The 24,167-nt window shown below is 69.1% G+C and carries 20 protein-coding genes; 19 read left to right on the top strand and 1 reads right to left on the bottom strand.

The window, feature by feature from the left end:
• Positions 1 to 28 precede the first annotated feature (28 nt).
• From rho to ACIOSR_RS02425, 15 genes are all read left to right on the top strand, one after another.
• Positions 29 to 2,356, top strand: coding sequence for a transcription termination factor Rho (gene rho, locus ACIOSR_RS02495; protein ID WP_402751746.1), 2,328 nt, complete (start codon positions 29 to 31; stop codon positions 2,354 to 2,356).
• A gap of 2 nt (positions 2,357 to 2,358) precedes the next feature.
• Positions 2,359 to 3,441 (top strand): peptide chain release factor 1, encoded by a 1,083-nt coding sequence (prfA, locus tag ACIOSR_RS02490; protein ID WP_056045910.1) that lies wholly within the window; start codon positions 2,359 to 2,361, stop codon positions 3,439 to 3,441.
• The gene (gene prmC / locus ACIOSR_RS02485) at positions 3,438 to 4,328 is read left to right on the top strand and encodes a peptide chain release factor N(5)-glutamine methyltransferase (RefSeq protein ID WP_402751745.1); all 891 of its coding nucleotides are present in this window, start codon (positions 3,438 to 3,440) and stop codon (positions 4,326 to 4,328) included. Before prfA ends, prmC begins: the two co-directional genes overlap by 4 nt.
• Positions 4,329 to 4,364: 36 nt before the next feature.
• Positions 4,365 to 5,042, top strand: coding sequence for an L-threonylcarbamoyladenylate synthase (locus ACIOSR_RS02480; RefSeq protein WP_056045907.1), 678 nt, complete (start codon positions 4,365 to 4,367; stop codon positions 5,040 to 5,042).
• A complete protein-coding gene (locus ACIOSR_RS02475; RefSeq protein WP_402751744.1) occupies positions 5,039 to 6,319 on the top strand; it encodes an MraY family glycosyltransferase in 1,281 nt (426 codons plus the stop codon). The genes ACIOSR_RS02480 and ACIOSR_RS02475 overlap by 4 nt, the downstream gene beginning before the upstream one ends.
• Positions 6,316 to 6,741 carry a hypothetical protein gene (locus tag ACIOSR_RS02470; RefSeq protein WP_123570236.1) on the top strand — a complete coding sequence of 142 codons (426 nt, stop codon included), beginning with the start codon at positions 6,316 to 6,318 and terminating at the stop codon, positions 6,739 to 6,741. The genes ACIOSR_RS02475 and ACIOSR_RS02470 overlap by 4 nt, the downstream gene beginning before the upstream one ends.
• A gap of 182 nt (positions 6,742 to 6,923) precedes the next feature.
• Positions 6,924 to 7,730 carry a F0F1 ATP synthase subunit A gene (atpB, locus tag ACIOSR_RS02465; RefSeq protein ID WP_043594504.1) on the top strand — a complete coding sequence of 269 codons (807 nt, stop codon included), beginning with the start codon at positions 6,924 to 6,926 and terminating at the stop codon, positions 7,728 to 7,730.
• 54 nt (positions 7,731 to 7,784) lie between these two features.
• Positions 7,785 to 8,018 (top strand): ATP synthase F0 subunit C, encoded by a 234-nt coding sequence (atpE, locus tag ACIOSR_RS02460; RefSeq protein ID WP_043594505.1) that lies wholly within the window; start codon positions 7,785 to 7,787, stop codon positions 8,016 to 8,018.
• Between the two features lie 20 nt (positions 8,019 to 8,038).
• Positions 8,039 to 8,599, top strand: a complete 561-nt coding sequence (locus tag ACIOSR_RS02455) for a F0F1 ATP synthase subunit B (RefSeq protein ID WP_056045898.1) — start codon at positions 8,039 to 8,041, stop codon at positions 8,597 to 8,599.
• A gap of 2 nt (positions 8,600 to 8,601) precedes the next feature.
• Positions 8,602 to 9,396: a F0F1 ATP synthase subunit delta gene (locus ACIOSR_RS02450; protein WP_173150998.1), complete on the top strand. Its 795-nt coding sequence runs from the start codon at positions 8,602 to 8,604 to the stop codon at positions 9,394 to 9,396.
• Positions 9,397 to 9,455: 59 nt separating this feature from the next.
• Positions 9,456 to 11,093, top strand: a complete 1,638-nt coding sequence (atpA, locus tag ACIOSR_RS02445; RefSeq protein WP_056045891.1) for a F0F1 ATP synthase subunit alpha — start codon at positions 9,456 to 9,458, stop codon at positions 11,091 to 11,093.
• Between the two features lie 44 nt (positions 11,094 to 11,137).
• Entirely contained in the window at positions 11,138 to 12,037 is a 900-nt protein-coding gene (locus tag ACIOSR_RS02440; protein WP_056045889.1) for a F0F1 ATP synthase subunit gamma, read from the top strand.
• A gap of 41 nt (positions 12,038 to 12,078) precedes the next feature.
• Positions 12,079 to 13,539 carry a F0F1 ATP synthase subunit beta gene (atpD, locus tag ACIOSR_RS02435; protein ID WP_043594513.1) on the top strand — a complete coding sequence of 487 codons (1,461 nt, stop codon included), beginning with the start codon at positions 12,079 to 12,081 and terminating at the stop codon, positions 13,537 to 13,539.
• Between the two features lie 2 nt (positions 13,540 to 13,541).
• Entirely contained in the window at positions 13,542 to 13,802 is a 261-nt protein-coding gene (locus ACIOSR_RS02430) for a F0F1 ATP synthase subunit epsilon (RefSeq protein WP_043594515.1), read from the top strand.
• 28 nt (positions 13,803 to 13,830) lie between these two features.
• Complete coding sequence (locus ACIOSR_RS02425) at positions 13,831 to 14,586, top strand: YaaA family protein (RefSeq protein WP_173150996.1); 756 nt, start codon at positions 13,831 to 13,833, stop codon at positions 14,584 to 14,586.
• A 33-nt stretch (positions 14,587 to 14,619) separates the two neighbouring features.
• Here ACIOSR_RS02425 and ACIOSR_RS02420 read toward each other — a convergent pair whose 3' ends face one another.
• Positions 14,620 to 15,180: a methylated-DNA--[protein]-cysteine S-methyltransferase gene (locus ACIOSR_RS02420; protein WP_173150995.1), complete on the bottom strand. Its 561-nt coding sequence runs from the start codon at positions 15,178 to 15,180 to the stop codon at positions 14,620 to 14,622.
• Positions 15,181 to 15,391: 211 nt separating this feature from the next.
• On the opposite strand from ACIOSR_RS02420, the gene ACIOSR_RS02415 reads away from it, so the two are divergent.
• The 4 genes from ACIOSR_RS02415 to ACIOSR_RS02400 all read left to right on the top strand — a co-directional run bounded on the left by ACIOSR_RS02415 (position 15,392) and on the right by ACIOSR_RS02400 (position 24,141).
• A complete protein-coding gene (locus ACIOSR_RS02415; protein ID WP_402751743.1) occupies positions 15,392 to 15,946 on the top strand; it encodes an FHA domain-containing protein in 555 nt (184 codons plus the stop codon).
• Positions 15,943 to 16,737: a PP2C family protein-serine/threonine phosphatase gene (locus ACIOSR_RS02410; RefSeq protein ID WP_402751742.1), complete on the top strand. Its 795-nt coding sequence runs from the start codon at positions 15,943 to 15,945 to the stop codon at positions 16,735 to 16,737. The genes ACIOSR_RS02415 and ACIOSR_RS02410 overlap by 4 nt, the downstream gene beginning before the upstream one ends.
• Positions 16,738 to 16,972: 235 nt before the next feature.
• Positions 16,973 to 18,337 (top strand): protein kinase, encoded by a 1,365-nt coding sequence (locus ACIOSR_RS02405; protein WP_402751741.1) that lies wholly within the window; start codon positions 16,973 to 16,975, stop codon positions 18,335 to 18,337.
• A complete protein-coding gene (locus tag ACIOSR_RS02400; protein WP_402751740.1) occupies positions 18,337 to 24,141 on the top strand; it encodes an Ig-like domain-containing protein in 5,805 nt (1,934 codons plus the stop codon). The genes ACIOSR_RS02405 and ACIOSR_RS02400 overlap by 1 nt, the downstream gene beginning before the upstream one ends.
• Positions 24,142 to 24,167: the final 26 nt, after the last annotated feature.

The raw sequence follows: 24,167 nt of genomic DNA, 5'->3' as shown, positions 1-24,167 counted from the left end.
GCGGGGGAGCGAAAGGAACCCATCACTCGTGACTGACGTCCAGAACGGCGCCGCTGCGCCGTCCACGCCCGAACTCACCGCCATGCGCCTGCCCCAGCTGCAGGCCCTCGCCTCGTCGCTGGGCATCAGCGGCATCTCCAAGCTGCGCAAGGGCGACCTCGTGGCCGCCATCGCGGCGAAGCAGGGCGAGGGGGCGGCCGCCGAGGTCGCGCCCCAGCCGACGCTCGACGGAGTCGTCGACGCCGGTGTCCAGGCCTCCGTCGAGACCGCCGTCGCCGAGGGTGCCGAGGCCCCCGTCGTCGAGACGGGCACCGAGCCCACCGAGCCGACCGAGGCACCGACCCGTGCCCGCCGGGGCTCGCGCCGCGCCACGTCGGCCGCCGGGGCTCCCGAGTCCCGGGCCGCCGGCGCCCACGTCAACGCCGGCGAGACCGGTGTCACTCCTCTCGTCGAGGTGCCCGCCACCGAGGCCGTCGAGGCCGCCGACGCCGAGCAGGGTTCGACCGAGCAGGCTCCGACCGAGAAGGCCGCCTCCGAGCGCCCGTCGCGTCGTCGCGGCTCGCGCCGCGCCTCCGACGCGTCCGTCGCCGCCGACGCGGCGCAGCCCGGTGCGTCGGTCGAGTCCCCGGCCGCCGACGGCTCGGCTTCCCTCGAGACCTCCCCGTCCGCGCCCTCCGACGGGGCCGGTTCCGAAGCGCAGGGCCAGTCCGACCAGGGCCAGTCCGACCAGCAGGGCCAGTCCGACCAGCAGGGCCAGTCCGACCAGCAGGGCGGCGACCAGCAGAACGGTGGCCAGCAGGGTGGGGGCCGCCGGAGCCGCAACCGCAACCGCGGCAAGGGTGGTCAGCAGCAGACCCAGGCCGACCAGAACGGTGGCCAGCAGAACGGCAACCAGCAGAATGGTGGCCAGAAGGCCGACGCTCCGCAGAACGGTGGCCAGAAGGCCGATGCCCCCCAGAACGGCCAGCAGCGCGGCGACCAGCAGCGCGCGGACCAGAGGGCCGAGCAGCAGGCCCAGCGCGAAGCCGGCGAGAAGAACGACGCCGCCCGCGGCGAGCAGTCCGGCAACGGGCCCCAGTCCGGCGGTCAGAACGACGAGGGCGGCCGACAGGGCCGTGGCCGTCAGAGGGACCGCAAGCGCGGTCGTGGGGCGCAGAACGACGACGTCGAGCCCGAGATCGGCGAGGACGACGTCCTCATCCCCGTCGCGGGCATCCTCGACGTGCTCGAGAACTACGCCTTCGTGCGCACCACGGGCTACCTGCCCGGTGCCAGCGACGTCTACGTCTCGCTCGGTCAGGTCAAGAAGTACCACCTGCGCAAGGGCGACGCGGTCGTCGGCGCCATCCGTCAGCCCCGCGAGGGCGACCAGGGCCAGGGGCGCCAGAAGTACAACGCGATCGTCAGGATCGACTCGATCAACGGTCAGCCCGTCGACGAGGCCGCCAAGCGCGTCGAGTTCAGCAAGCTGACCCCGCTCTACCCGCAGGAGCGCCTCCGTCTCGAGACCGAGCCCCAGAAGCTCTCGACCCGCATCATCGACCTCGTGTCGCCGATCGGCAAGGGTCAGCGTGGTCTCATCGTCTCGCCGCCGAAGGCGGGCAAGACGCTGGTGTTGCAGTCGATCGCCAACGCCATCGCGATCAACAACCCCGAGGTCCACCTCATGGTCGTGCTCGTCGACGAGCGCCCCGAAGAGGTCACCGACATGCAGCGGACGGTCAAGGGCGAGGTCATCGCCTCGACGTTCGACCGTCCGGCGGAGGACCACACCACCGTCGCCGAGCTGGCCATCGAGCGCGCCAAGCGCCTCGTCGAGCTGGGCCACGACGTCGTCGTGCTGCTCGACTCGATCACGCGTCTCGGCCGTGCGTACAACCTGGCCGCACCCGCGTCGGGCCGCATCCTCTCGGGTGGCGTCGACTCGTCGGCCCTGTACCCGCCCAAGCGCTTCTTCGGTGCCGCGCGCAACATCGAGAACGGTGGCTCGCTCACCATCCTCGCGACCGCGCTCGTCGAGACCGGTTCGAAGATGGACGAGGTCATCTTCGAGGAGTTCAAGGGCACCGGCAACATGGAGCTCCGCCTGTCGCGCCACCTGGCCGACAAGCGCATCTTCCCCGCGGTCGACGTCAACGCCTCGGGCACGCGACGTGAAGAGATGCTGCTCAGCCCCGACGAGGTCAAGATCACCTGGCGTCTGCGCCGCGCCCTGGCCGGGCTCGACCAGCAGCAGGCCCTCGAGATCGTCCTGCGCAACCTGCGCGAGACGCAGTCGAACGTCGAGTTCCTCGTCCAGGTCCAGAAGTCGGTCCCCGCGTCGAACGGACACGACTCCGGCCACAAGGAGCACTGAGCGTGTTCGAGTCGGTGGCCGTGCTGCTGGCCGAGCACGACGACCTGCAGACGCAGCTCAGCGATCCGGCGGTCCACGCCGACGCCGCACGCGCCAAGAAGATCAACCGCCGCTACGCCGAGCTCAGCCGCATCGTGGCTGCTCACTCGACGTGGCAGCAGGCGGCTGAAGACCTCGAGGCCGCGCGCGAACTCGCGAAGGAGGACGAGGCGTTCGCCGACGAGGTGCCCGTCCTCGAGCAGGCGCTCGACGAGTCCCAGGAGCGCTTGCGGCGCCTCCTGATCCCGCGCGACCCGGACGACGGGCGCGACGTCATCATGGAGATCAAGGGCGGCGAGGGCGGGGCCGAGAGCGCCCTGTTCGCGGCCGACCTGCTGCGCATGTACCTGCACTACGCCGAGTCGAAGGGCTGGAAGTCCGAGATGATCGCGAGCGACGACTCCGACCTCGGTGGCTACAAGAACGTGCAGGTCGCGCTCAAGTCGAACGCGTCCGACCCCTCGCAGGGCGTCTGGGCGCACCTCAAGTACGAGGGTGGCGTCCACCGCGTGCAGCGGGTGCCGGCGACCGAGTCGCAGGGCCGCATCCACACCTCGACCACGGGCGTGCTCGTGTTCCCCGAGGTCGACGAGCCCGAAGAGGTCGACATCAACCAGAACGACCTCAAGATCGACGTCTACCGGTCGAGCGGCCCCGGCGGCCAGTCGGTCAACACGACCGACTCCGCCGTCCGCATCACCCACCTGCCCACGGGCATCGTGGTCGCGATGCAGAACGAGAAGAGCCAGCTGCAGAACCGCGAGGCCGGCATGCGCGTCCTGCGGGCCCGCATCCTGGCCCGTCAGCAAGAAGAGCAGGCGGCCATCGCGTCGGACGCCCGCAAGAGCCAGATCCGGGGCATGGACCGGTCGGAACGCATCCGCACCTACAACTTCCCCGAGAACCGCATCGCCGACCACCGCACCGGCTACAAGGCGTACAACCTCGACGCCGTCATGGACGGTGCGCTCGACGCGGTCGTCGAGTCGTGCATCCAGGCCGACGAAGAGGCACGTCTCGCCGAGATCGGCGACACCGCGTCGTGACCGATGCGATCGCCACGGCCTTCGACGGCGTGACGACGGTCGACGTGGCCCTCCGGGTCGCGTCGGCCGTCCTCGTCGACGCCGGGGTACCGTCGCCGGACGTCGACGCCGAACTGTTGGTCGGTCACGTCACGGGCCTGAACAGGGGAGTGGTGCGGGCGAGGGCCGTCACGGCCGCGTCGTTGACGCCGGACGAGCAGGAGGCGCTGGTCGCCGCGATCACGCGCCGCGCCTCCCGCGAGCCCCTGCAGCACATCACGGGGCGGGCGTCCTTCCGCCACCTCGAGTTGCGGGTGGGGCCGGGTGTCTTCGTCCCGCGACCCGAGACCGAAGGCGTCGCCCAGTTGGCGATCGACGCCCTGCGCTCCAGGGCGGACGCGTCACCCGTCGCCGTCGACCTCGGGACCGGGAGCGGCGCCCTGGCCCTGGCGATGGCCTCCGAGGTGCCGACGGCCACGGTCGTCGCCGTCGAGCTGTCTCCCGAGGCGGCCGTCTGGACCCGTCGCAACATCGACGCGGTGGGGGTCGACAACGTGCGCCTCGTCGAGGGCGACCTCGCCGACGCCCTGCCCGAACTCGACGGCACGGTCTCGGTCGTGGTGTCGAACCCGCCGTACGTGCCCGTCGGCATGGTCCCGCGCGACCCCGAGGTGAGACTCCACGATCCTGCGCTCGCCCTCTACGGCGGTGAGGACGGCCTCGACCTGGTCCGCGCACTGTCCCTCACGGCCCGGCGGCTGCTGCGCCCGGGCGGAGCGCTCGTCATCGAGCACGGCGAGCTCCAAGGAGGCGCCATCCGCGACCTCCTGACGGCCGACGGTTGGCGCTCCCCGGCCACGCATCCCGACCTCACCGGCCGCGACCGGGCCACGACGGCGGTGCGCTGACCGGTTCCCGGTCCGTCGCACTATCATCGTCAGGTCATGGCCACTTTTCACGACTGCTCCGTCGACTCCGAACTCCTCGCCGGCATGCGCATGGCGCGCGGTGCCATCGGTCGAGGCGAGCTCGTCGTCCTGCCGACCGACACGGTGTACGGCGTCGCGGCCGACGCGTTCGACCCGACCGCCGTGCAGCGCCTGCTCGACGCCAAGGGTCGTGGTCGCCAGTCCCCGCCTCCGGTGCTGATCAAGGGCCAAGAGACCCTCGCCGCTCTCACCGACCGGGTGCCCGAGGTCGTCCGTCCGTTGCTCGACGAGTTCTGGCCCGGCCCGCTCACGGTCATCTTCCGTGCGCAGGCGTCGCTCAGCTGGGATCTCGGCGAGACGCGCGGCACCGTCGCCCTGCGCGTGCCGAGCCACCGCATCGCCCTCGAGCTGCTCGAAGAGACCGGCCCGCTCGCGGTGTCGAGCGCCAACCTCACGGGCCAGCCCGCGGCCGAGACGGCAGGCGACGCCCGCCGCATGCTCGGCGACTCCGTGTCGGTTTACCTCGACGACGGCCCTGCGGGGGCCACGTACGAACACCGGGCCGGCGCCAACACGGGGTCGACGATCGTCGACGCGACGGGCGGCGCCGACGGGGTGTTGCGCATCGTGCGCCACGGCGTCCTGTCCGACGCCGAGATCATCCGCGTCGTCGGGGTCGACGCCCTCGCGTGAGGTACTACCTCCTCGCGCTGGCGATCTCGGCGGGGGTCAGCTTCGTGTTGTCCGTCGTCGTCTGGCGGGTGGGCCTCAAGTACCGCCTCTATCCCCAGATCCGCGAGCGGGACGTCCACCAGACGCCCACGCCGCGTCTCGGGGGAATCGCGATGTGGGCCGGCATCGTGGTCGCGCTGCTCGCGGCGTGGTTCGTCTTCCCCTTGATCTCGGGTGTCGACTACTTCCGTCTCGTCTTCGCCGACGCGGGGCCTCCTCTGGCCATCATCGGCGCCGCCACGATCATCGTCGTCATCGGAGTCGTCGACGACCTGTACGACCTCGACTGGATGACCAAGCTGGCGGGCCAGATCGTCGCCGCGGGAGTCCTCGCGTGGCAGGGCGTCCAACTCGTCTCGTTGCCCATCGGGGGCAGCCTGGCCATCGGCTCGCCCTACATGTCGCTCGTCCTCACGGTCCTCACGATCGTCCTCGTCATGAACGCCGTGAACTTCATCGACGGACTCGACGGTCTCGTGGCCGGGGTCGCGATCATCGCGAACGGCGTCTTCTTCGTCTACAGCTTCGTGATCTCGATCACCATCGGCCAGACCGAGTACTTCAACCTCGCCGCCCTCCTCTCCGCCGTGTTGATCGGGGCCTGCCTCGGCTTCCTTCCGCTGAACTGGCACCCGGCCAAGCTCTTCATGGGCGACGCGGGTGCGCTCCTCACCGGACTCGTCATGGCGACGAGTGCGATCTCGGTCACCGGGCAAATCGACCCGGCCGGGATCTCCCGGACGGCACTCCTGCCGGCGTTCATCCCGGTCGTCCTGCCCTTCGCGATCCTCGTCGTGCCGTTGCTCGACTTCGGCCTGGCCGTCCTCCGCCGACTCAGTGCCGGGAAGTCCCCCTTCACCGCCGACCGCAAGCACCTGCACCACCGCCTGCTCGACATGGGACACTCGCACTTCCAGGCCGTCCTGATCTTCTACGCCTGGACGATCGTGGCGGCCGTCGGGGGCCTGATGTTCCTCTTCGTGAAGCCGACCTACCTGGTCGCCGTCTTCCTCGGCGTCGGCCTGGTCGCCTGCACCGCCGCCACGTTGTCTCCGCTCAGCCGTCGCAAGAAGGTCGAGATCGCCGTCCAGACGACCCGCACGGGTGATCTGTCGACGACGGAGTCCGACCGGTTCGACCCGCTCGACGCCGCCGCGGACGTCCTCGACCCGCACGACACCGACACCGCGGCCAAGGCCGAGGTGCCCGAACTGACGAACCCGAAGGACCACCCATGAACGCCAGCTCGATCTTCACCCAGATCCTCAAGTACACGGGCGCACTCGCCCTCGTCATCGCCGTGGTCGGAGGAGGGCTCGGCTACCTCTTCGCCGGCACCGACGGCCTGTGGAGCGCCCTCGTGGGGGTGGGGCTCGCGATCCTCTTCGCGGCGATCACGGCCGCGAGCATGCTCGTGGCGATCCGCTTCACCCTCGGTGCGTTCTTCGGCATCGTGATGGGTGCCTGGCTCCTCAAGCTGGTCATCTTCATCGTCTTGCTCGTCCTGCTGCGCGACCAACCGTTCGTGGACGACGTCGTGTTGTTCCTGGCCCTCGTGGTCTCGATCATCGGCACGCTGGCAGTCGACGCCCTCGTGGTCGTCCGGGGGCGCCTGTCGTACGTGAGCGATGCCACGCTTCCCCCTGCTCCGCAGGACTGACGACCATGCGTGCACACGGTGAAAATACCTCGACCGATTCGTGGAAGCAACCATTACCTTGATAGGGTTGACGACGTTCCCCGGCCGCGTCTCCAGCGTGCACGGATGACAAACCCCACCAATCGTCGCGACACTTCAGGGTGCTCGCCCCGACACAGGAGATAGCGCTGATAGCGAACGCTGTGAACCTGCTCTCCGCTGCCGAAGCCGGCCACGGGGACGGGGGATTCCATGCCCCGACTCTTGACGAGTTCTTCCCTCCCGCCATCTTCTTCGAGGGCACCCCCTTCGAGCTGAACCGCATCATGCTGGTCCGCCTCTTCGCGATCGCCGTCATGTTGCTGCTGTTCTGGCTGGCCCTGCGCAAGGGGCGGCTCATCCCGTCCCGCGGGCAGAGCATCGCCGAGCTGGGCCTCGACTTCGTCCGCATCCAGATCGTCGAGGAGATCCTCGGCGAGAAGCTCGGACGCAAATACCTGCCGTTGCTGGCCGCCATGTTCTTCGGCATCTTCGCCATGAACATCACGGGAATCATCCCCGGCCTCAACATCGCAGGCACGTCGGTCATCGCCATGCCCCTGCTGCTGGCGGTCGTGGCCTACATCATGTTCATCTACGCGGGCTTCCGCGAGGCCGGTGGCGCGACGTTCCTGCGCAACGCCCTCTTCCCGCCCGGTGTGCCGTGGGTCATGTACATCCTGCTGACGCCCATCGAGTTCATCAACATCTTCATCGTGCGGCCGATCTCCCTGGCCCTCCGACTCCTGTTGAACATGATGGTCGGCCACCTCTTGCTGGTGCTCTGCTTCGCGGCGACGCACTTCTTCTTCTTCAGCATGAGCGGGGGCTTCATGGCCTTCGGTGCTCTCACCCTCATCGGTGGCTTCGTGATGACCATCGTCGAGATGGCCGTCGCCGTGCTGCAGGCCTACGTCTTCACGCTCCTCGCCTCGGTCTACATCCAACAGGCCGCGGCGAAAGAACACTAAATACAGACGACGCACGTCATCCGACGTGCATCGCCCAACCGGAAGGAAACACAAGTGGACACCACCACGATCCTCGCTGAGATCAACGGCAACATCGCGACCGTCGGCTACGGCCTCGCTGCGATCGGCCCCGGCATCGGTATCGGCATCGTCGCGGGCAAGACCGTCGAGGCCATGGCCCGCCAGCCCGAGCTGGCCGGCCGCCTGCAGGTCACGATGTTCCTCGGCATCGCGTTCACCGAGCTGCTGGGCTTCATCGGCCTCGCCGCCGGCTTCATCTTCTCCTGATCAGTTAGGACGACACACCGATGATCGAGACGATCCTCGCGGCCGAGGGTGGTGCGCCCGAAGGCGCCGCCATCTTCTTCCCCGCTGGTTACGACATCCTCTGGTCCTTGGTCGTCTTCGTGGTCATCGCCGCGTTCTTCGGGCTCTTCGCGATCCCCAAGTTCCGCAGGATCCTCGACGAGCGTGCCGAGCGCATCGAAGGCGGCATCAAGCACGCCGAGGCCGCACAGGCCGAGGCTGCCAAGGCCCTCGACGAATACAAGAAGCAGCTGGCCGACGCTCGTGCCGAGGCCGCTCGCATCCGTGAGGCTGCGCGCGCCGAGGGCAACGAGATCATCGCCGAGCTCAAGCAGCAGGCGCAGGCCGAGGCCGACCGCATCACCGCCTCCGCCCACGCGCAGATCGAGGCCGAGCGCCAGGCCGCCGTGGCCTCGCTCCGGTCCGAAGTCGGATCGCTGGCCATCGACCTCGCCTCCGGCGTCATCGGTGAGTCGCTGAGCGACGACGCGAAGGCGTCGGCCGTGGTCGACCGCTTCCTGGCCGACCTCGAGGCGGACGAGAACGCTAAGGCGGGCAACTGACGATGGGTTCCATGTCCCGAGAAGCACTCGGTTCGGCGCGGTCGGTCTTGTCCGACCTCGGCGGGTCGGTCGACCTGACGACCGGCGAGCAGTTGCTCGACGCCGGTCGGGTCATCGGCGGCTCCGTTCAGCTGCAGTCGTATCTCGCCGACCCCGCTGTCGACGTGGCGACGAAGAAGCAGCTGCTCGACCGGCTCTTCGGGTCGTTCTCCGAGTCGACGCGAGCCGTGCTCGTCTCGGTCGTCGGCAGCCGCTGGTCGTCGTCCGACGATCTGCTCGCCGGCATCGAAGAGGTCGCCTTCCGTGCGATCGCGACGACCACGCCGGCCGACAGCAGCATCGAGAACGAGCTCTTCGCCTTCGATGCGGCCGTCCGTACGGATTCGCAGCTCGAATTGGCCCTCGGCTCCAAGCTGGGCGATCCCGCCGCCAAGGCGGACCTCGTCGAGCGTCTGCTCGGAGGGAAGGCCAGTCGTCAGACGGTCACCATCGTGATGCACCTGGTGCAGCAGCCCCGTGGCCGTCGGATCGGTGAGCTCCTCCGTCACGCGGCCGACATCGTCGCCGACCAGTCCGATCAGCTCGTCGCCACCGTCACGAGCGCCGTCCACCTCGACGACGCCCACGTCACTCGGCTGCAGCACGGTTTGGCCAAGCAGTTCGGGCGTAGCCTGCGCATCAACCAGGTCATCGATCCCGCCGTCGTCGGCGGTCTCCGCGTCCAGGTGGGCGACGAGGTCATCGACGGCACCGTTGCGACGAAGCTCAGCCTGCTCCGCCTGCAGCTCGCCGGCTAGTCACGCTCTCACACACAGACTCGAGGCCTCCCGAAGCCTCGCTACGAATAGGAATCACAATGGCAGACATCAAGATCAGCCCGGATGAGATTCGCGACGCGCTGAAGGACTTCGTCTCGTCGTACGACCCTTCGAAGGCCTCAACCACCGAGGTCGGCCACGTCACGGACGCAGCCGACGGCATCGCCCATGTCCAGGGGCTCCCCGGCGTCATGGCCAACGAGCTCATCCGCTTCGCGGACGGCACGCAGGGTCTCGCTCAGAACCTCGACGAAGACGAGATCGGCGCCATCGTCCTCGGCGAGTTCTCCGGCATCGAAGAGGGCATGGAGGTCACCCGCACGGGTGAGGTCCTCTCCGTCCCCGTCGGCGACGGCTACCTGGGTCGCGTCGTCGACCCGCTGGGCGCACCCATCGACGGTCTCGGCGACATCGCCACCGAGGGTCGTCGTGCCCTCGAACTCCAGGCCCCCGGTGTCATGCAGCGCAAGTCGGTCCACGAGCCCATGCAGACCGGGATCAAGGCGATCGACGCCATGATCCCCGTCGGTCGTGGGCAGCGCCAGCTCATCATCGGCGACCGCCAGACCGGCAAGACGGCCATCGCGATCGACACGATCATCAACCAGAAGGCCAACTGGGAGTCCGGCGACGAGAACAAGCAGGTCCGCTGCATCTACGTCGCCATCGGCCAGAAGGGCTCCACGATCGCCTCGGTCAAGGGTGCCCTCGAAGAGGCCGGAGCCATGGAGTACACGACGATCGTCGCCGCTCCCGCCTCGGACCCCGCCGGCTTCAAGTACCTCGCTCCGTACACCGGGTCTGCCATCGGTCAGCACTGGATGTACAGCGGCAAGCACGTCCTCATCATCTTCGACGACCTGTCGAAGCAGGCCGAGGCCTACCGTGCCGTCTCGCTCCTCCTTCGTCGTCCGCCGGGACGCGAGGCCTACCCGGGTGACGTCTTCTACCTGCACTCGCGTCTGCTCGAGCGTTGCGCGAAGCTGTCCGACGAGCTGGGCGCCGGCTCGATGACGGGTCTGCCCATCATCGAGACCAAGGCCAACGACGTCTCGGCGTACATCCCGACCAACGTGATCTCCATCACCGACGGCCAGATCTTCCTGCAGTCCGACCTCTTCAACGCGAACCAGCGTCCCGCGGTCGACGTCGGCATCTCGGTGTCGCGCGTCGGCGGTGACGCCCAGGTCAAGTCGATCAAGAAGGTCTCCGGCACGCTCAAGCTCGAACTGGCCCAGTACCGCTCGCTCGAAGCGTTCGCGATGTTCGCGTCCGACCTCGACGCCGCGAGCCGTCGTCAGCTCGCACGTGGTGCACGTCTCACCGAGCTCCTCAAGCAGCCGCAGTACTCGCCCTACCCGGTCGAGGACCAGGTCGTCTCGATCTGGGCCGGCACCAACGGCAAGCTCGACGAGGTCCCCGTGCCCGACATCCTGCGTTTCGAGCGCGAGTTGCTCGACTACATGGGTCGGAACACGTCGGTGTTGTCCGATCTCAGGGAGAAGAACGTGCTGTCGGACGACATCGTCGCGGCTCTCGAGAGCGGCATCGACTCGTTCAAGCAAGAATTCCAGACAGGTGAGGGCAAGCCTCTCGCTTCGGTGGGACGTGAAGAGTTCGAGGCCACCGACGCCGACGACGTCAACCAGGAGAAGATCGTCAAGACGAAGCGCTGACGCGCCCGTTCGACGTTCACGACTGACGAGACAACAGGAGAGTAATGGGAGCCCAACTCCGGGTCTACCGGCAGAGGATCCGCTCTGCGCAGACGACCAAGAAGGTCACTCGCGCGATGGAGCTCATCTCGGCCTCGCGCATCCAGAAGGCGCAGGCCCGGATGAAAGCCTCCGGGCCGTACTCGCGAGCCATCACCCGCGCGGTGTCGGCCGTGGCGACGTTCTCGGACGTCGACCACGTGCTGACCACCGAGCCCGAGACGGTCGAGCGTGCCGCGATCGTCGTGTTCACGTCGGACCGCGGCCTCAACGGTGCATTCAGCTCGAACACGCTGAAAGAGAGCGAGCAGCTCGCGCAGCTGCTGCGGAGCCAGGGCAAAGAGGTCGTCTACTACCTCGTGGGTCGCAAGGCCCAGGGGTACTTCGCCTTCCGACGTCGTGACGCCGAGCAGGTGTGGACGGGCAACACGGACCAGCCCGAGTTCGTCACGGCGAAAGAGATCGGCGACGCCGTCGTCTCCAAGTTCCTCACCGAGGCGGCCGAGGGCGGCGTGGACGAGATCCACATCGTCTACAACCGTTTCGTGAACATGGTCAGCCAGGTTCCCGAGGTCGTCCGTCTGCTTCCCCTCGAGGTCGTCGAGGGCATCGAAGAGCCCGGAGAGGACGAGGTCCTGCCGCTGTACGACTTCGAACCCGATCCGACCGAGGTCCTCGACGCCCTGTTGCCGGTCTACATCGAGAGCCGCATCTTCAACGCCATGCTGCAGTCGGCCGCCTCCGAGCACGCCGCCCGTCAGAAGGCCATGAAGGCTGCCAGCGACAACGCCGACACCCTCATCCGCGACTTCACCCGTCTGGCCAACAACGCGCGTCAGGCCGAGATCACGCAGCAGATCTCCGAGATCGTGGGCGGCGCAGACGCCCTCGGGTCGGCCAAGTAGAGCTCTGCACCACAGCATCATCATCCGAAGAGAGAGAAGCCATGACTGACACCGCAACCGCACCGGTCGCGACCGAGTCGGCTCCCGGCGTCGGGCGCATCGCCCGGGTCACGGGCCCCGTCGTCGACATCGAGTTCCCGCACGATGCCATCCCCGGCGTCTACAACGCGCTGACCACGAAGATCACCATCGGTGACACGACCACGCAGATCACGCTCGAGGTCGCCCAGCACCTCGGTGACGACCTCGTCCGTGCCATCGCCCTCAAGCCCACCGACGGCATCGTCCGTGGGCAGGAGGTCATCGACACCGGCGCGCCCATCTCGGTGCCCGTCGGCGACGTCACCAAGGGCAAGGTCTTCAGCGTCACGGGCGAGATCCTCAACCTCGAGGGTGACGAGACGGTCGAGATCACCGAGCGCTGGCCCATCCACCGCAAGCCCCCGAAGTTCGACCAGCTCGAGTCCAAGACCCAGCTGTTCGAGACGGGCATCAAGTCCATCGACCTCCTCACGCCTTACGTGCAGGGCGGCAAGATCGGTCTCTTCGGTGGTGCGGGTGTCGGCAAGACCGTCCTCATCCAGGAGATGATCCAGCGTGTCGCGCAGGACCACGGTGGTGTGTCGGTCTTCGCCGGCGTCGGTGAGCGTACCCGCGAGGGCAACGACCTCATCGCCGAGATGGACGAAGCGGGCGTGTTCGACAAGACCGCGTTGGTCTTCGGCCAGATGGACGAGCCGCCGGGAACCCGTCTCCGCGTCGCGCTGTCGGCCCTCACGATGGCCGAGTACTTCCGCGACGTGCAGAAGCAGGACGTGCTCCTCTTCATCGACAACATCTTCCGCTTCACGCAGGCCGGTTCCGAGGTCTCGACCCTTCTGGGTCGCATGCCCTCGGCGGTGGGTTACCAGCCCAACCTGGCCGACGAGATGGGTGTCCTCCAAGAGCGCATCACCTCGACGCGCGGTCACTCGATCACCTCGCTGCAGGCGATCTACGTGCCTGCCGACGACTACACCGACCCGGCTCCCGCGACGACGTTCGCGCACCTCGACGCGACCACCGAGTTGTCGCGTGAGATCGCGTCGCAGGGTCTCTACCCCGCGATCGACCCGCTGACGTCGACCAGCCGCATCCTCGACCCGCGTTACCTGGGCCAGGCGCACTACGACACGGCGATCCGGGTCAAGGCCATCCTGCAGAAGAACAAGGAGCTGCAAGAGATCATCGCCATCCTCGGTGTCGACGAGCTCTCCGAAGAGGACAAGATCACGGTGTCGCGTGCGCGCCGCATCCAGCAGTTCCTCTCGCAGAACACCTACATGGCCAAGAAGTTCACCGGTGTCGAGGGCTCGACCGTCCCGCTGAAGGACACCATCGAGTCCTTCACCGCGATCGCCGACGGCGAATTCGACCACGTGGCCACGCAGGCATTCTTCAACGTCGGCTCCATCTCGGACGTCGAAGAGAAGTGGGCTCAGATCCAGAAGGAGAACGGCTGATCGTGGCTGCTCTCACTGTCAGCGTCGTCTCGGCCGACCACGAAGTGTGGTCGGGCGAGGCGTCGTCGATCGTCGCTCGCACCGCCGAGGGTGAGATCGGAATCCTTCCCGGTCACGAGCCGATCCTCGCCATCCTGGCCTCGGGTCAGGTCAGGGTCCGGTTGTCCGACGGCACCACCGTCGAGGCGACTGCCGACGACGGTTTCCTGTCCGTCGAGAACGACACCGTGACGGTCGTCGCGCGCAACGCACAGCTCAACTGAGCTCCGCCCGTCTGCACCACCGAACGACATGCTGTTCCTGCTGCCCCCGTCCGAGACCAAACTCGACGGGGGCAGCGTCGGTTCGCGGCTCGATGTGACGGCACTGTCGTTCGACGAGCTCGACGGCCCTCGCCGCGCCTCCTTGGCCTTGCTCGACGAGATGTCGGCCGACGTCGCGGCGGCCGCCGCCGCACTCAAACTCGGTCCCACGCAGGCTCACGAGGTCGAGCGCAACCGGCTCGTGACCGTGTCGCCCACGATGCCCGCTCTGTCGCGCTACACGGGGGTCCTCTTCGACCCTCTCGGTGTGGCAGGCATGAGTGCCGACGCGTGGACGTGGGCTCACCGGCACGTACTCGTGCATTCGGCCTTGTTCGGCTTGCTCCGGGCTGGCGACGAGATCCCCGCCTACCGGCTCTCACACGACTCGAGGGTTCCCCGGACGTCGTTGAAGAAACTCTGGCGAGGGCCGGTGTCCGCGGTCCTGGCAAGCGTCGGCGAACTCGTCGTCGACCTGCGATCCGAGGGATACGTCGGTCTGGGGCCGGCGGGGACGAGGTCGACGTACGTCCGTGTCGTCTCGGATGCGGGCGACCGACGCCGAGCCCTCAACCACTTCAACAAGAAGAGCAAGGGGTTGTTCGTTCGCGCCCTCCTGGCCGATCGTCCGGACCTGGCCGACCTCGGCGACCTGACGGAGTGGGCCCGCGGTCGAGGGTTCGTGCTCGAACCCGGAGACGAGAGCGTGCTCGTGGCGGAGTCGGTCCTGCAGGCGTCCGTCTGATCGCCGGGCGGGCGGCGACCCTTCAGATCTGTCTCAGTCCAGGGGCACGGGACCCTCTCGGAACGCGACGCCCTCGTGGCGGAGGAGCCACTTCTTCGTCTCGACCCCTGTGCCCACGGTGTAGCCGGTGACGCCGCCCGTCCGGCCCAGGACACGGTGGCACGGGACGAGCAGGGGGAGCGGATTCGCCGCCACCGCTCCACCGACGGCTCGCCCGGCCCGAGGATTGCCGAAGGTCCCGCCGAGTCGTCCATAGGTCGTGGCCCGTCCCCACTCGACCTCGAGCAGCGCAGACCAGACCGAGCGCTGGAAGCTCGAACCGACCAGGCGGAGCGGAAGATCGAAGCGCGTGCGCACTCCTTCGAAGTAGCCGTCGACCTGACGTCGGGCTGCATCGAGCAGGTTGTCGGGCCGCTCGGGTTGACCGTCGTGAGGCAGGACGCCCTCACGCTCGATCGCGAGGCCCTCGACGGCGAAGTGCCGACTGACGATCTCGATTCGTCCCACGGGGGAGTCGAGTCGGACGAGCCCCGGCGGTTCGTCGTCGTCGGCACGGCCGGGTGGCAGCGGGGGTACGAGGACGAGGTCGGTCATGGCGTCACGTTAGGGCGGCCGCCCGGTCGGGACGCCGGAGAACGGGCCGGGTGTGAACCGACGGCTGCCGCACCCGGCGTGGGGAGGAGACGTGCGGTGGTGCAGCCTGGGCGCGGGTGTGGACGCGGCACCCGAACGGACCGGTCACCGGGCGCTAGCGTGGAGGTCGTGGTCGCCGAACCGCGCCAGAGCCCCCGGTGAGAGGAACGAGATGCCCACCGAACAGTCACCAGGATCATGGCACCGAGTCGGCTCGATCGACGACACGGTCGTCGGTCGCCCGGCCCGCCCCTCGGGCGTCGACGAGACGGACGCGGACGACACGGTCCTCCGGGTCTCCCCGCCGGCACGGCCGCCGACGAGCGGGGAGCCGAACCCGTCGGGCCGACCCACCCCGCGCCTCCACGGGGTGAGGGTCGCCGGGCAGGACCTGTCGCTCGACGTGCCCGTCATCGTGGGGCGTCGCCCGACCGGGCCGCGCGTGGGCTCTGGACCCCTGCCACGGTTGGTGACCGTGCCGTCTCCGCGACACGAGGTCTCGGGGGCGCACGTCGACGTGCGCCAGCAAGGGGGCACCGTCGTCGTCACCGACCTGCGTTCGACGAACGGGACCCGGGTGATCGAGCCCGGACGCGTTCCCATCGTTCTCCGGCAAGGCGAGTCGCTCGTCGCCCGTGCAGGCACGATAGTGGACGTAGGTGACGGGAACCTTCTCGAGATCCTGCCTCCCCAGCGCATCATCCCGACGAAAGAACCCCTCCTGTGACAGAGCTCGGCCGCCCCACGACCGCCCACGCCCTCGGCCTCGACGGCCCGGGGCTCACCTTCGACTGGGCGGGGGTGACCGACGTGGGTCGTCGCCGAGCGCACAACGAGGACAGCTACCTCGCAGAGGCGCCGCTGTTCGTCGTGGCCGACGGCATGGGAGGGCACAGCGCGGGCGACGTGGCGAGCGACGCGGTCGTGCGCCGCATGAGCGAGATCGCGTCACGCCCGTTCGCCACCACGGACGACGTCGAGACGGCCCTCCGCGTGGCCACGGAGGACATCGCGGTGGCGGCGGCCGACACCGAGCTCGGGGTCGGCACGACGGCCACCGGGGCGTTCCTCTCACGAGAGGGAGAAGGCGCCGAGGTCGACTTCACGGTCTTCAACGTGGGCGACTCCCGCGTGTACATGTTCGAAGACGGCCGTCTCCGCCAGGTGACCGTCGACCATTCCGTCGTCCAGGAGATGGTCGACGCGGGGCTCCTGCACGCGGACGACGCCGAGAAGCACCCCGACAGCAACGTGATCACCCGGGCGGTCGGGTTCGACGTCGACCCGCGTCCGGATTACTGGAGGGTGCCCGCCCGACCCGGCCTGCGCCTCCTCGTCTGCTCGGACGGCCTGACCAAAGAACTGTCCGCCGGGCGGATCGCCGAGCTCCTCGGCGGCGTCGACGGTGCCGAGCCGGCGGCGACGGCCCTCGTCGAGGCCGCCGTCGAGGCGGGTGGACGCGACAACGTCACGGCCGTCGTCGTGGACGTCCGCAGCGCCGAGACGACGGACGCCTAGTAGGCGCGACACGCGGACACGGACGGCCCCGCCCCCGAAATGGGGGGACCGGGTCCGTCCACAGGGGGGCCCACGGGCCTCTCGGGCGTCGGGGACCCCCACGTAGAATGGCTGCGGTCGGACCGACGCCGACCTGTTCCGCCCGGCCGACCCGGCATCGATCCCCAGAGGAGGCGACGTGGCTCGACGACTGCCTTCGGCGCCCCCCGTCCTGCCGGGATTCTCGCATGTGCGCGTGCTCGGGTCGGGCGGCTTCGCCGACGTGTTCCTCTACGAACAGAACATGCCGCGCCGGCAGGTCGCGGTGAAGGTCATGCTCAGCGAGGTCGTGAACGACCAGGTCCGCCAGATGTTCCAGGCCGAGGCGAACCTCATGGCCCAGCTGAGTGCCCACCCGTCGATCCTCACGGTGTTCCAGGCCAGCGTCTCGGCCGACGGCCGTCCGTACCTGGTGATGGAACTCTGCTCGTCGTCGTTGAGCGAGCGGTACCGGCGCGACCGCATCCCCGTCGCCGAGGTGCTGCGCATCGGCGTCAAGATCGGCAGCGCGGTCGAGACGGCCCACCGGCAGGGCGTCCTGCACCGCGACCTGAAACCGTCGAACATCCTCATGACGGCCTACGGACACCCCGTGCTGTCCGACTTCGGCATCGCCGCGTCCCTCAGCGAGAGCGAGCCGCAGGAGGTCGTCGGCATGTCGATCCCGTGGTCGGCCCCCGAGGTGCTGCTCGACGAGACCAACGGCACCATCGAGTCCGAGGTGTGGTCCCTCGGGGCGACGGTGTACTCGCTGCTCGCGGGCCGGAGCCCCTTCGAGGTCCTCGGCGGCGACAAGAACGGCGCGTCCGACCTGATCGGTCGCATCGACAAGGCCAAGCTCGTGCCGACCGGACGGACGGACGTCCCTCCCACCCTCGAGCGACTGCTCGCGAGGTCCATGTCGCGGCGCCCCGAGAACCGCCAGGCCAGCGTCCTCGAGTTCGTGCGCGAGCTCCAGCAGGTCGAGAGCGAGATCGGCGTCGCGCAGACCCCCATCGAGGTGGCGGTCGACGACTGGGCCCTGGCGACCGTGGCCGACCTCGAGGACAAGACGCGCCTCCGAGGTGTGACCCCCGTGCAGGCCTCGCGGCGTCGCCGCCGGCGCCGGGCGACCGAGGCCCAGGTCCAGGCGCAGCACGGCGGTTCGCTCCAGCAGAGCCGCGCCGTGCCTCGCAGCACGGGTACACGTCCGACGCGGCGTCGGTCGCTGCTCGTCGTGACGTGGGCCCTCGTGGCGGCGTCGGTGGTGGGGATCGGTCTCGCAGCCGCCGCGACGCTGGTGCTCGTCCGCTCGACGTCGACCGACATCCCCCGGGTGGCCGACGTCGCGTCGTCGAGCGACGGCTCCTCGGTGGTCTTCACCTGGAGCGACCCGGGGCTCCGGGCAGGTGACACCTACGTCATCTCGACCGGGGGGCAGACGAGCCAGCAATCCGCCGACCGGTTCGTCGCCACCCCTGCCGACCCGGGTGACGAGGTCTGCATCACCGTCTCCGTGAGTCGCGGTGGTTCGACCGGCCCGGAGAGCAACGAGAACTGCGCGACGGCGGGTCAGGGCTGATGGGGCGGCTGCTCGACTGGGCCTCCCGTCGTCGATCCGCCGTCGTCACCGGGGTCGGAGTGGTCGTGGTGGCCACGCTCGTGACGACCGTCGCCGTGGCCAGCGGTGGCTACGAGGCCCAGCGCGTCGACCTCTCCGACGGAACGGTCTGGGTCGCCAACGGAGAACGCGCCGCGATCGGTCGGGCGAACACCGACGTCCTGCAGCTCAACTCCGCCGTGCGCGGCACCGGTGCCGACCTCTCGGTCGTCCAACGCGAGCAGGACGTCCTGCTCGTGGATCGCAGCAACGCCACGGTCGGTGTCGTCGACACCGCCACGGCCGAGGTGGCCGAGAGCGTCCCGCTCCCGCCCGAATCGCCCGACGTGTCGATCGCCGGGGACCGTGTGCTCGTCGTGTCACAGGGCACGGGAGAGGTCTGGAGCCAACCGCTCTCGGACCTGGCGTCCTTCAGCAACGAGGTCGACCCCGATCTCAGCCTCGGCAAGGGACTGGTCACCGACGTCACGCCCGACGGCCGTGTGGTCGCCTACTCGTCCGACACCGGCAGGGTGTCGATCTTCGACGGAACGGTGTCACCCGACGTCGCCGAGATGCACGACGTGCCCGCCTCGTCGTCCTCCGGGTACCAGGTGGCCTCGGTCGGCGGTCATTGGGCCGTGCTCGATGCCGTCACGGGGGAACTGGTCGTCGACGGACGGCAGGTCGACCTGTCCGACCGGGCCTCGGGCGGGCTCGCTCTGCAGACGGGGTCCGACACGGGCGACGAGGTCCTGGTCGCGACGTCCACCGGCCTCTTGTCCGTGTCGATCGACTCCTCACGGGTCGCCGAGGTCGTCGGCGGACGCGAGGGCAAGCCCGCGCGACCCGTCGTCGTCGGCGACTGCCGCTTCGGCGCCTGGGCGGGCGGGTCGGCGTGGAGCGACTGTGCGTCGGCCCGCGGGGGAGTCCTCGACCTCGACCAGGTCACCGGAGGGGCGAGCCTCGTCTTCGACGTCAACGCGCGCCGGGTCGTGCTCAACGATCCGGCGTCGGGTCGGTCCTGGGCGGTCCAGCGTTCCGGCGAGCTCATCGACAACTGGTCGGACCTCTTCCAAGAGGACCGCGACCAAGAAGAGCAACAGGAGAACGACGACCAGCAACCGCCCGAGCTGGATCTCGACCAGAAACCACCGGTCGCCGTGGACGACGCGTTCGGCGCACGACCCGGTCGAGCGAGCACCCTGCCCGTGCTGCTCAACGACTACGACCCGAACGGCGACCCGCTCGTGATCGACGACGTGTCCGCACTCGACGATGCCGTCGGCCGGATCGACCTCGTCAACGACCGACAACAGGTGCTCCTCACCCTCACCGACTCGGCTTCCGGCACGTTCTCGTTCGACTACACCATCTCCGACGGACGTGGCGGTCAGGCCAGCGCGACGGTCGCCCTCACCGTGCGCCAACCGTCGGAGAACTCGCCGCCGCAGCAGGCGCGCAGGACGTCGGCGTCGGTGTCGTCGTCGGGCCGGGTCACCACCTCGGTGCTCGGCGACTGGATCGACCCCGACGGTGATGCCTTCTACCTGACCTCGGCAGGAGGGGCGGCGGGGCTCTCGTACAAGCCCTCGGGGGACGTCGTCTACCAGGACGCCGGTGCGGGCGACACGACCGTCGACGTCCCCCTGACGGTCTCGGACGGCCGTGACGAGGGGCGAGGATCGCTCGCGATCAGCGTGATGGGGGCAGGGCAGGTGCCCCTCGAAGCCCTGCCCTTCTCGCAGCAGGCCTATGCGGGCCAGCAGCTGACCGTGCGGCCGCTGACCTACGCTCGAGGCGGCACGGGCACCGTCAAGCTGAACAGCGTCCCGGCGAAGGCCGACGTCACCGTCACGCCGAACTACGAACAGGGCACGTTCCGGTTCCTCAGCGACGTGCCCGGGACCCACCTGCTCGAGTACACCGTGACGGACGGCGACCAGACGGCGACCGGCACGGTCAGGGTGGACGTCCAATCCCCTCCGGACGCGGGCACACCGCCCGTCACGACGCCCAAGACGATCTTCGTCGAGACGTTGGGCACGCAGACGCTCGACGTCGTCGCGACCGATCGTGACCCGGCCAACAACGTCCTCATGCTCACGGCGACCGATGCCGTGCCCGCCGCGTCCGGGGTCAGGGTCGAGACCCTCGATCAGCGCTACGCCCGCATCACGCTCGCGGCCCCGCTCGACGACGGGCCGGTCACCTTCGGCTACACCGTCAGCAACGGCCTCGCCTCCGCGACCGGCACCGTGACGGTGGTCGAGATCCCGCGCCGGGCGATCACCCAGCCGCCGATCGCGACCGACGACCAGGTGACCGTCCGGGTGGGGGACTCCATCGACATCGACGTCCTCGCCAACGACGAGCAGCCCGACGGCGACGAGTTGACGCTGGTGCCGCGACTCGAGAGGGACGTCCCGGCCGGCAGCGGGTTGCTCTTCGCGTCGGGTAACCGCCTCCGGTACCTGGCCCCCACCACCCCGGGCAACGTCACGGCGACCTACACCGTCGAGGGCCCCGACGGGCAGCGGGCCTCGGCCCAGGTCGCCATCGCGGTCCGCGAGGTCGACGCGGGCAGCAACGCCGCCCCCGCGCCCCAGTCGGTGACGGCGCGCGTCGTCGCAGGCGAGACCGTGCGCATCGGCGTTCCGCTCGACGGCATCGATCCCGACGGCGACTCGGTCCAGCTGCTCGGGGTGGGCACGAACCCCGAGAAGGGCAGCGTGTCGACCGTCGGCACCGACTACGTCGAGTACCAGGCGAACGCCAGCTCGGCGGGCACCGACAGCTTCACCTACGCGGTCGTGGACGGCTTGGGTGCCCGGGCCACCGGCACGGTCCGCGTGGGGATCTCGACCCGCGCCGACGGATCGCGCAACCCGATCGCCGTCGCGGACGCCGTGACGATGCGACCCGGGGGTTCCATCACGGTCCGGGTGCTCGACAACGACTCCGACCCCGACGGGGGCGCCTTGTCGGTCGACGCCGTCGAGCCGAACGGCGAGGGTGTCGTCGCCAAGGTCGTGTCGGGGACGATGGTGTCGGTGACGCCCCCCGAGACCCCCGGGACGTACGGCCTCGTCTACACGGTGTCGAACGAGCGCGGCGGGCAGAACTCGACCTTCGTCACCGTGACCGTCGATCCCGACGCACCACTCAACTACCCACTCGCCGACGACACGGTCCTCGGACTCAGCGACATCGCCGGTCGGCAGACCGTGACGGTCAACCCCCTGACCAACGTGTTCTTCTCGGACGGCAGCACCTCGCAGCTCGACCTCGGACTTGCCCCGGGATTCGGCTCGACGGCCGAGGTGACGCCGAACTCGCGCGTGACCGTCCGCATCACCGATTCGAGCCAGATCATCCCGTTCTCGGTCTCGAGGAAGGACGACCCGGGCGTCCGCTCCTACGCGTTCATCGTCGTGCCCGGTTTCGACGACGCCCTTCCGCAGGTCGACCGGACGGTCCGTCCGATCACGGTCGAGAGCGAGAAGGCCGTCACGATCGACCTCGACCGCTACGTGATCTCCGCCGGCACCAACGGAGTCCGACTGACCGACCCCGCGACGGTCCGGGCGACGAACTCGAACGGCGACGCCCTCGTGGTCGACGACACGACCCTCCGGTTCACGTCCGCCGACCTGTTCTCGGGTACGGCCTCGATCTCGTTCCAGGTGACCGACGGTCGCTCGGCCGACGACCCGGACGGTCGGACGGCGTCGCTCGTGCTGCCCATCACGGTGACGTCGCGAGAGAACCAGCCACCCGTCTTCAACGGCACCTCGATCGACCTCGAACCGGGCCAGTCCCGCACGCTCGACCTCGCTCGGCTCACCACGTACCCCTATCCGGACGACATCGACGAGCTCCGGTACTCGGTCGAACAGGGCGGCGTCGCGGGCTTCGGCTTCGACCTGTCCGGGTCGAAGCTCACCGTCTCGGCCGAGGCCGGCACCGCGAAGGGGACGAGCAGGTCGCTCCCCGTCGCCGTCAGCGATGCCCTCAACCCGGGCCGGAGCGGTGCCGTCACCGTGTCGGTCGTGGGATCGACCCGCCCGCTCGCTCAACCGGCCGCCGATCGTGCCGTCGTCAAGCGCGGGGCCTCGACCTCGGTCGACGTGTTGCAGAACGACCAGGCGACCAATCCCTTCCCCGGGCAGGCGCTGCGGGTGGTGGCGATCCGTGGGCTGAACGGGTCGAGCGTGCCGGAAGGCGTCTCCATCACGCCGAGCGGTGACAACCGGAGTCTCGCCGTCTCGGTCGCGGCTTCCGCGGCCCCCGGCGACACGAACCTCCAGTACCAGGTCGCCGACGTCACGGACGACCCCGACCGATACGTCTGGGGCACCGTCACCATCAGCGTGCAGGACGTCCCGAACGCCCCCAATGCTCCGGTCCGAACGGGCACCTTCACGGGGGGACAGCTCACCCTGAGCTACACGGCTCCCGCGGCCAACAACTCGCCGCTGACCGGCTACCGTCTGACCGGGGCGGGTTCGGCCGGGGGCTCGTACTCCAAGGCCTGCGGGCTGGCGACGGTCTGCACCCTGACCGACCTGCCCGCGGGCCAGCGGTTCTCCTTCACGGTCGTCGCCACCAACGGCGTCGGGGACTCCGCTGCATCGGCGCCGAGTCCCGCCTACAGTGCCGACTACGTTCCCGCCGCACCCACGGGCCTGAGCGCGACTGCGGTGCCGTCGGGCCAGGGCGACACCCGGATCAGGTGGACGGACTCGCCGGATCCCCGGCCGGGCTCCGCGATCCAGTCGTACGTCGTCGAATGGTCCGGGCCCACGACGGGATCCCAGACCGTTCGCCGTGGGGTGCAGCAGACCGTCATCCCCAGCCTCGTCCCGAACCAGAACTACACGGTGAACGTCTTCGCGAAGAACGACGCCGACGTCGACAGCGAGGCGGCGTGGGCCCGGGCGTCCCTGACGCGGGTGGTACCCGTCGGTAGCCCCGGGGTACCCCAGGTCACGGCCACTCCCGTGAGCGGCGGCGTGCAGATCACCTGGACGCCGTCGACCGCGAACGGCGGATCGGCTCCCACGTACCGGGTGGTCCGCGTCGCCGGCTCGGACGGGCCGGTGTCCTGCGACACCCCGGGTGACCCCGTTCCCCTCGCCGGCGGGGGAGCGACGGACTCGTCCGCAGAGGACGGCGTCACCTACCTCTACGTCGTGAAGGCGGACAACGGCACCTTCTGTTCCGCGGGCTCGGGTCGCACCACGGCACTCAAGGCCCCTGGTGCTGCTCGCGCGACCGTGGCGTCGATCGAGAACGGTGGGGGACGCTTCGACGTCAGGGTCTCCGCGACCGACGTGGTGTCGGGTACGGCAGTCCGATTCGAGTGGTCGCAGAACGGGCAGACGGGTTGGCAGCCCCTGGCCGCCGACGGCTTCGTCTCCACCGGGGGATACGGCACCGAACTCCAGGTCTACGTCCGAGGCTGTCGAGACGCTTCCGAGACGTTCTGTGGCGCCGCGTCCGATCGTCAGGTTGCGACGCCCGTGACGGTGCGGCCCGTCATCGTCTCGTGCGTCCCCGGCGAACCCCTCGTGGTCAACCCGCCGTCGAACGGTAACCTCGACTTCTCGGCGACGGTCGAGTTCAACGTGTCGCCCCTCATCCTGGACAACTGGCAGTCGGGAGACAGGAACGGCGCGTACACGACGACGTCCCGGGTCGATCCCTCGGCGACGGAGGTCCGCATCCGCGGGACGGTCGACGGCAAGACCGACAGCGGCTACGCACGGGTCACCTGCGGCTGAAGCCCATGAACGACACATCGAGGAAC

The sequence above is a fragment of the Frigoribacterium sp. NPDC087798 genome (assembly GCF_044742985.1).
In the GTDB taxonomy this organism is placed as follows: Bacteria; Actinomycetota; Actinomycetes; order Actinomycetales; family Microbacteriaceae; genus Frigoribacterium.
Note: the sequence above shows the minus strand (reverse complement) of the source record. Positions and strands in the feature narration are given on the sequence as shown.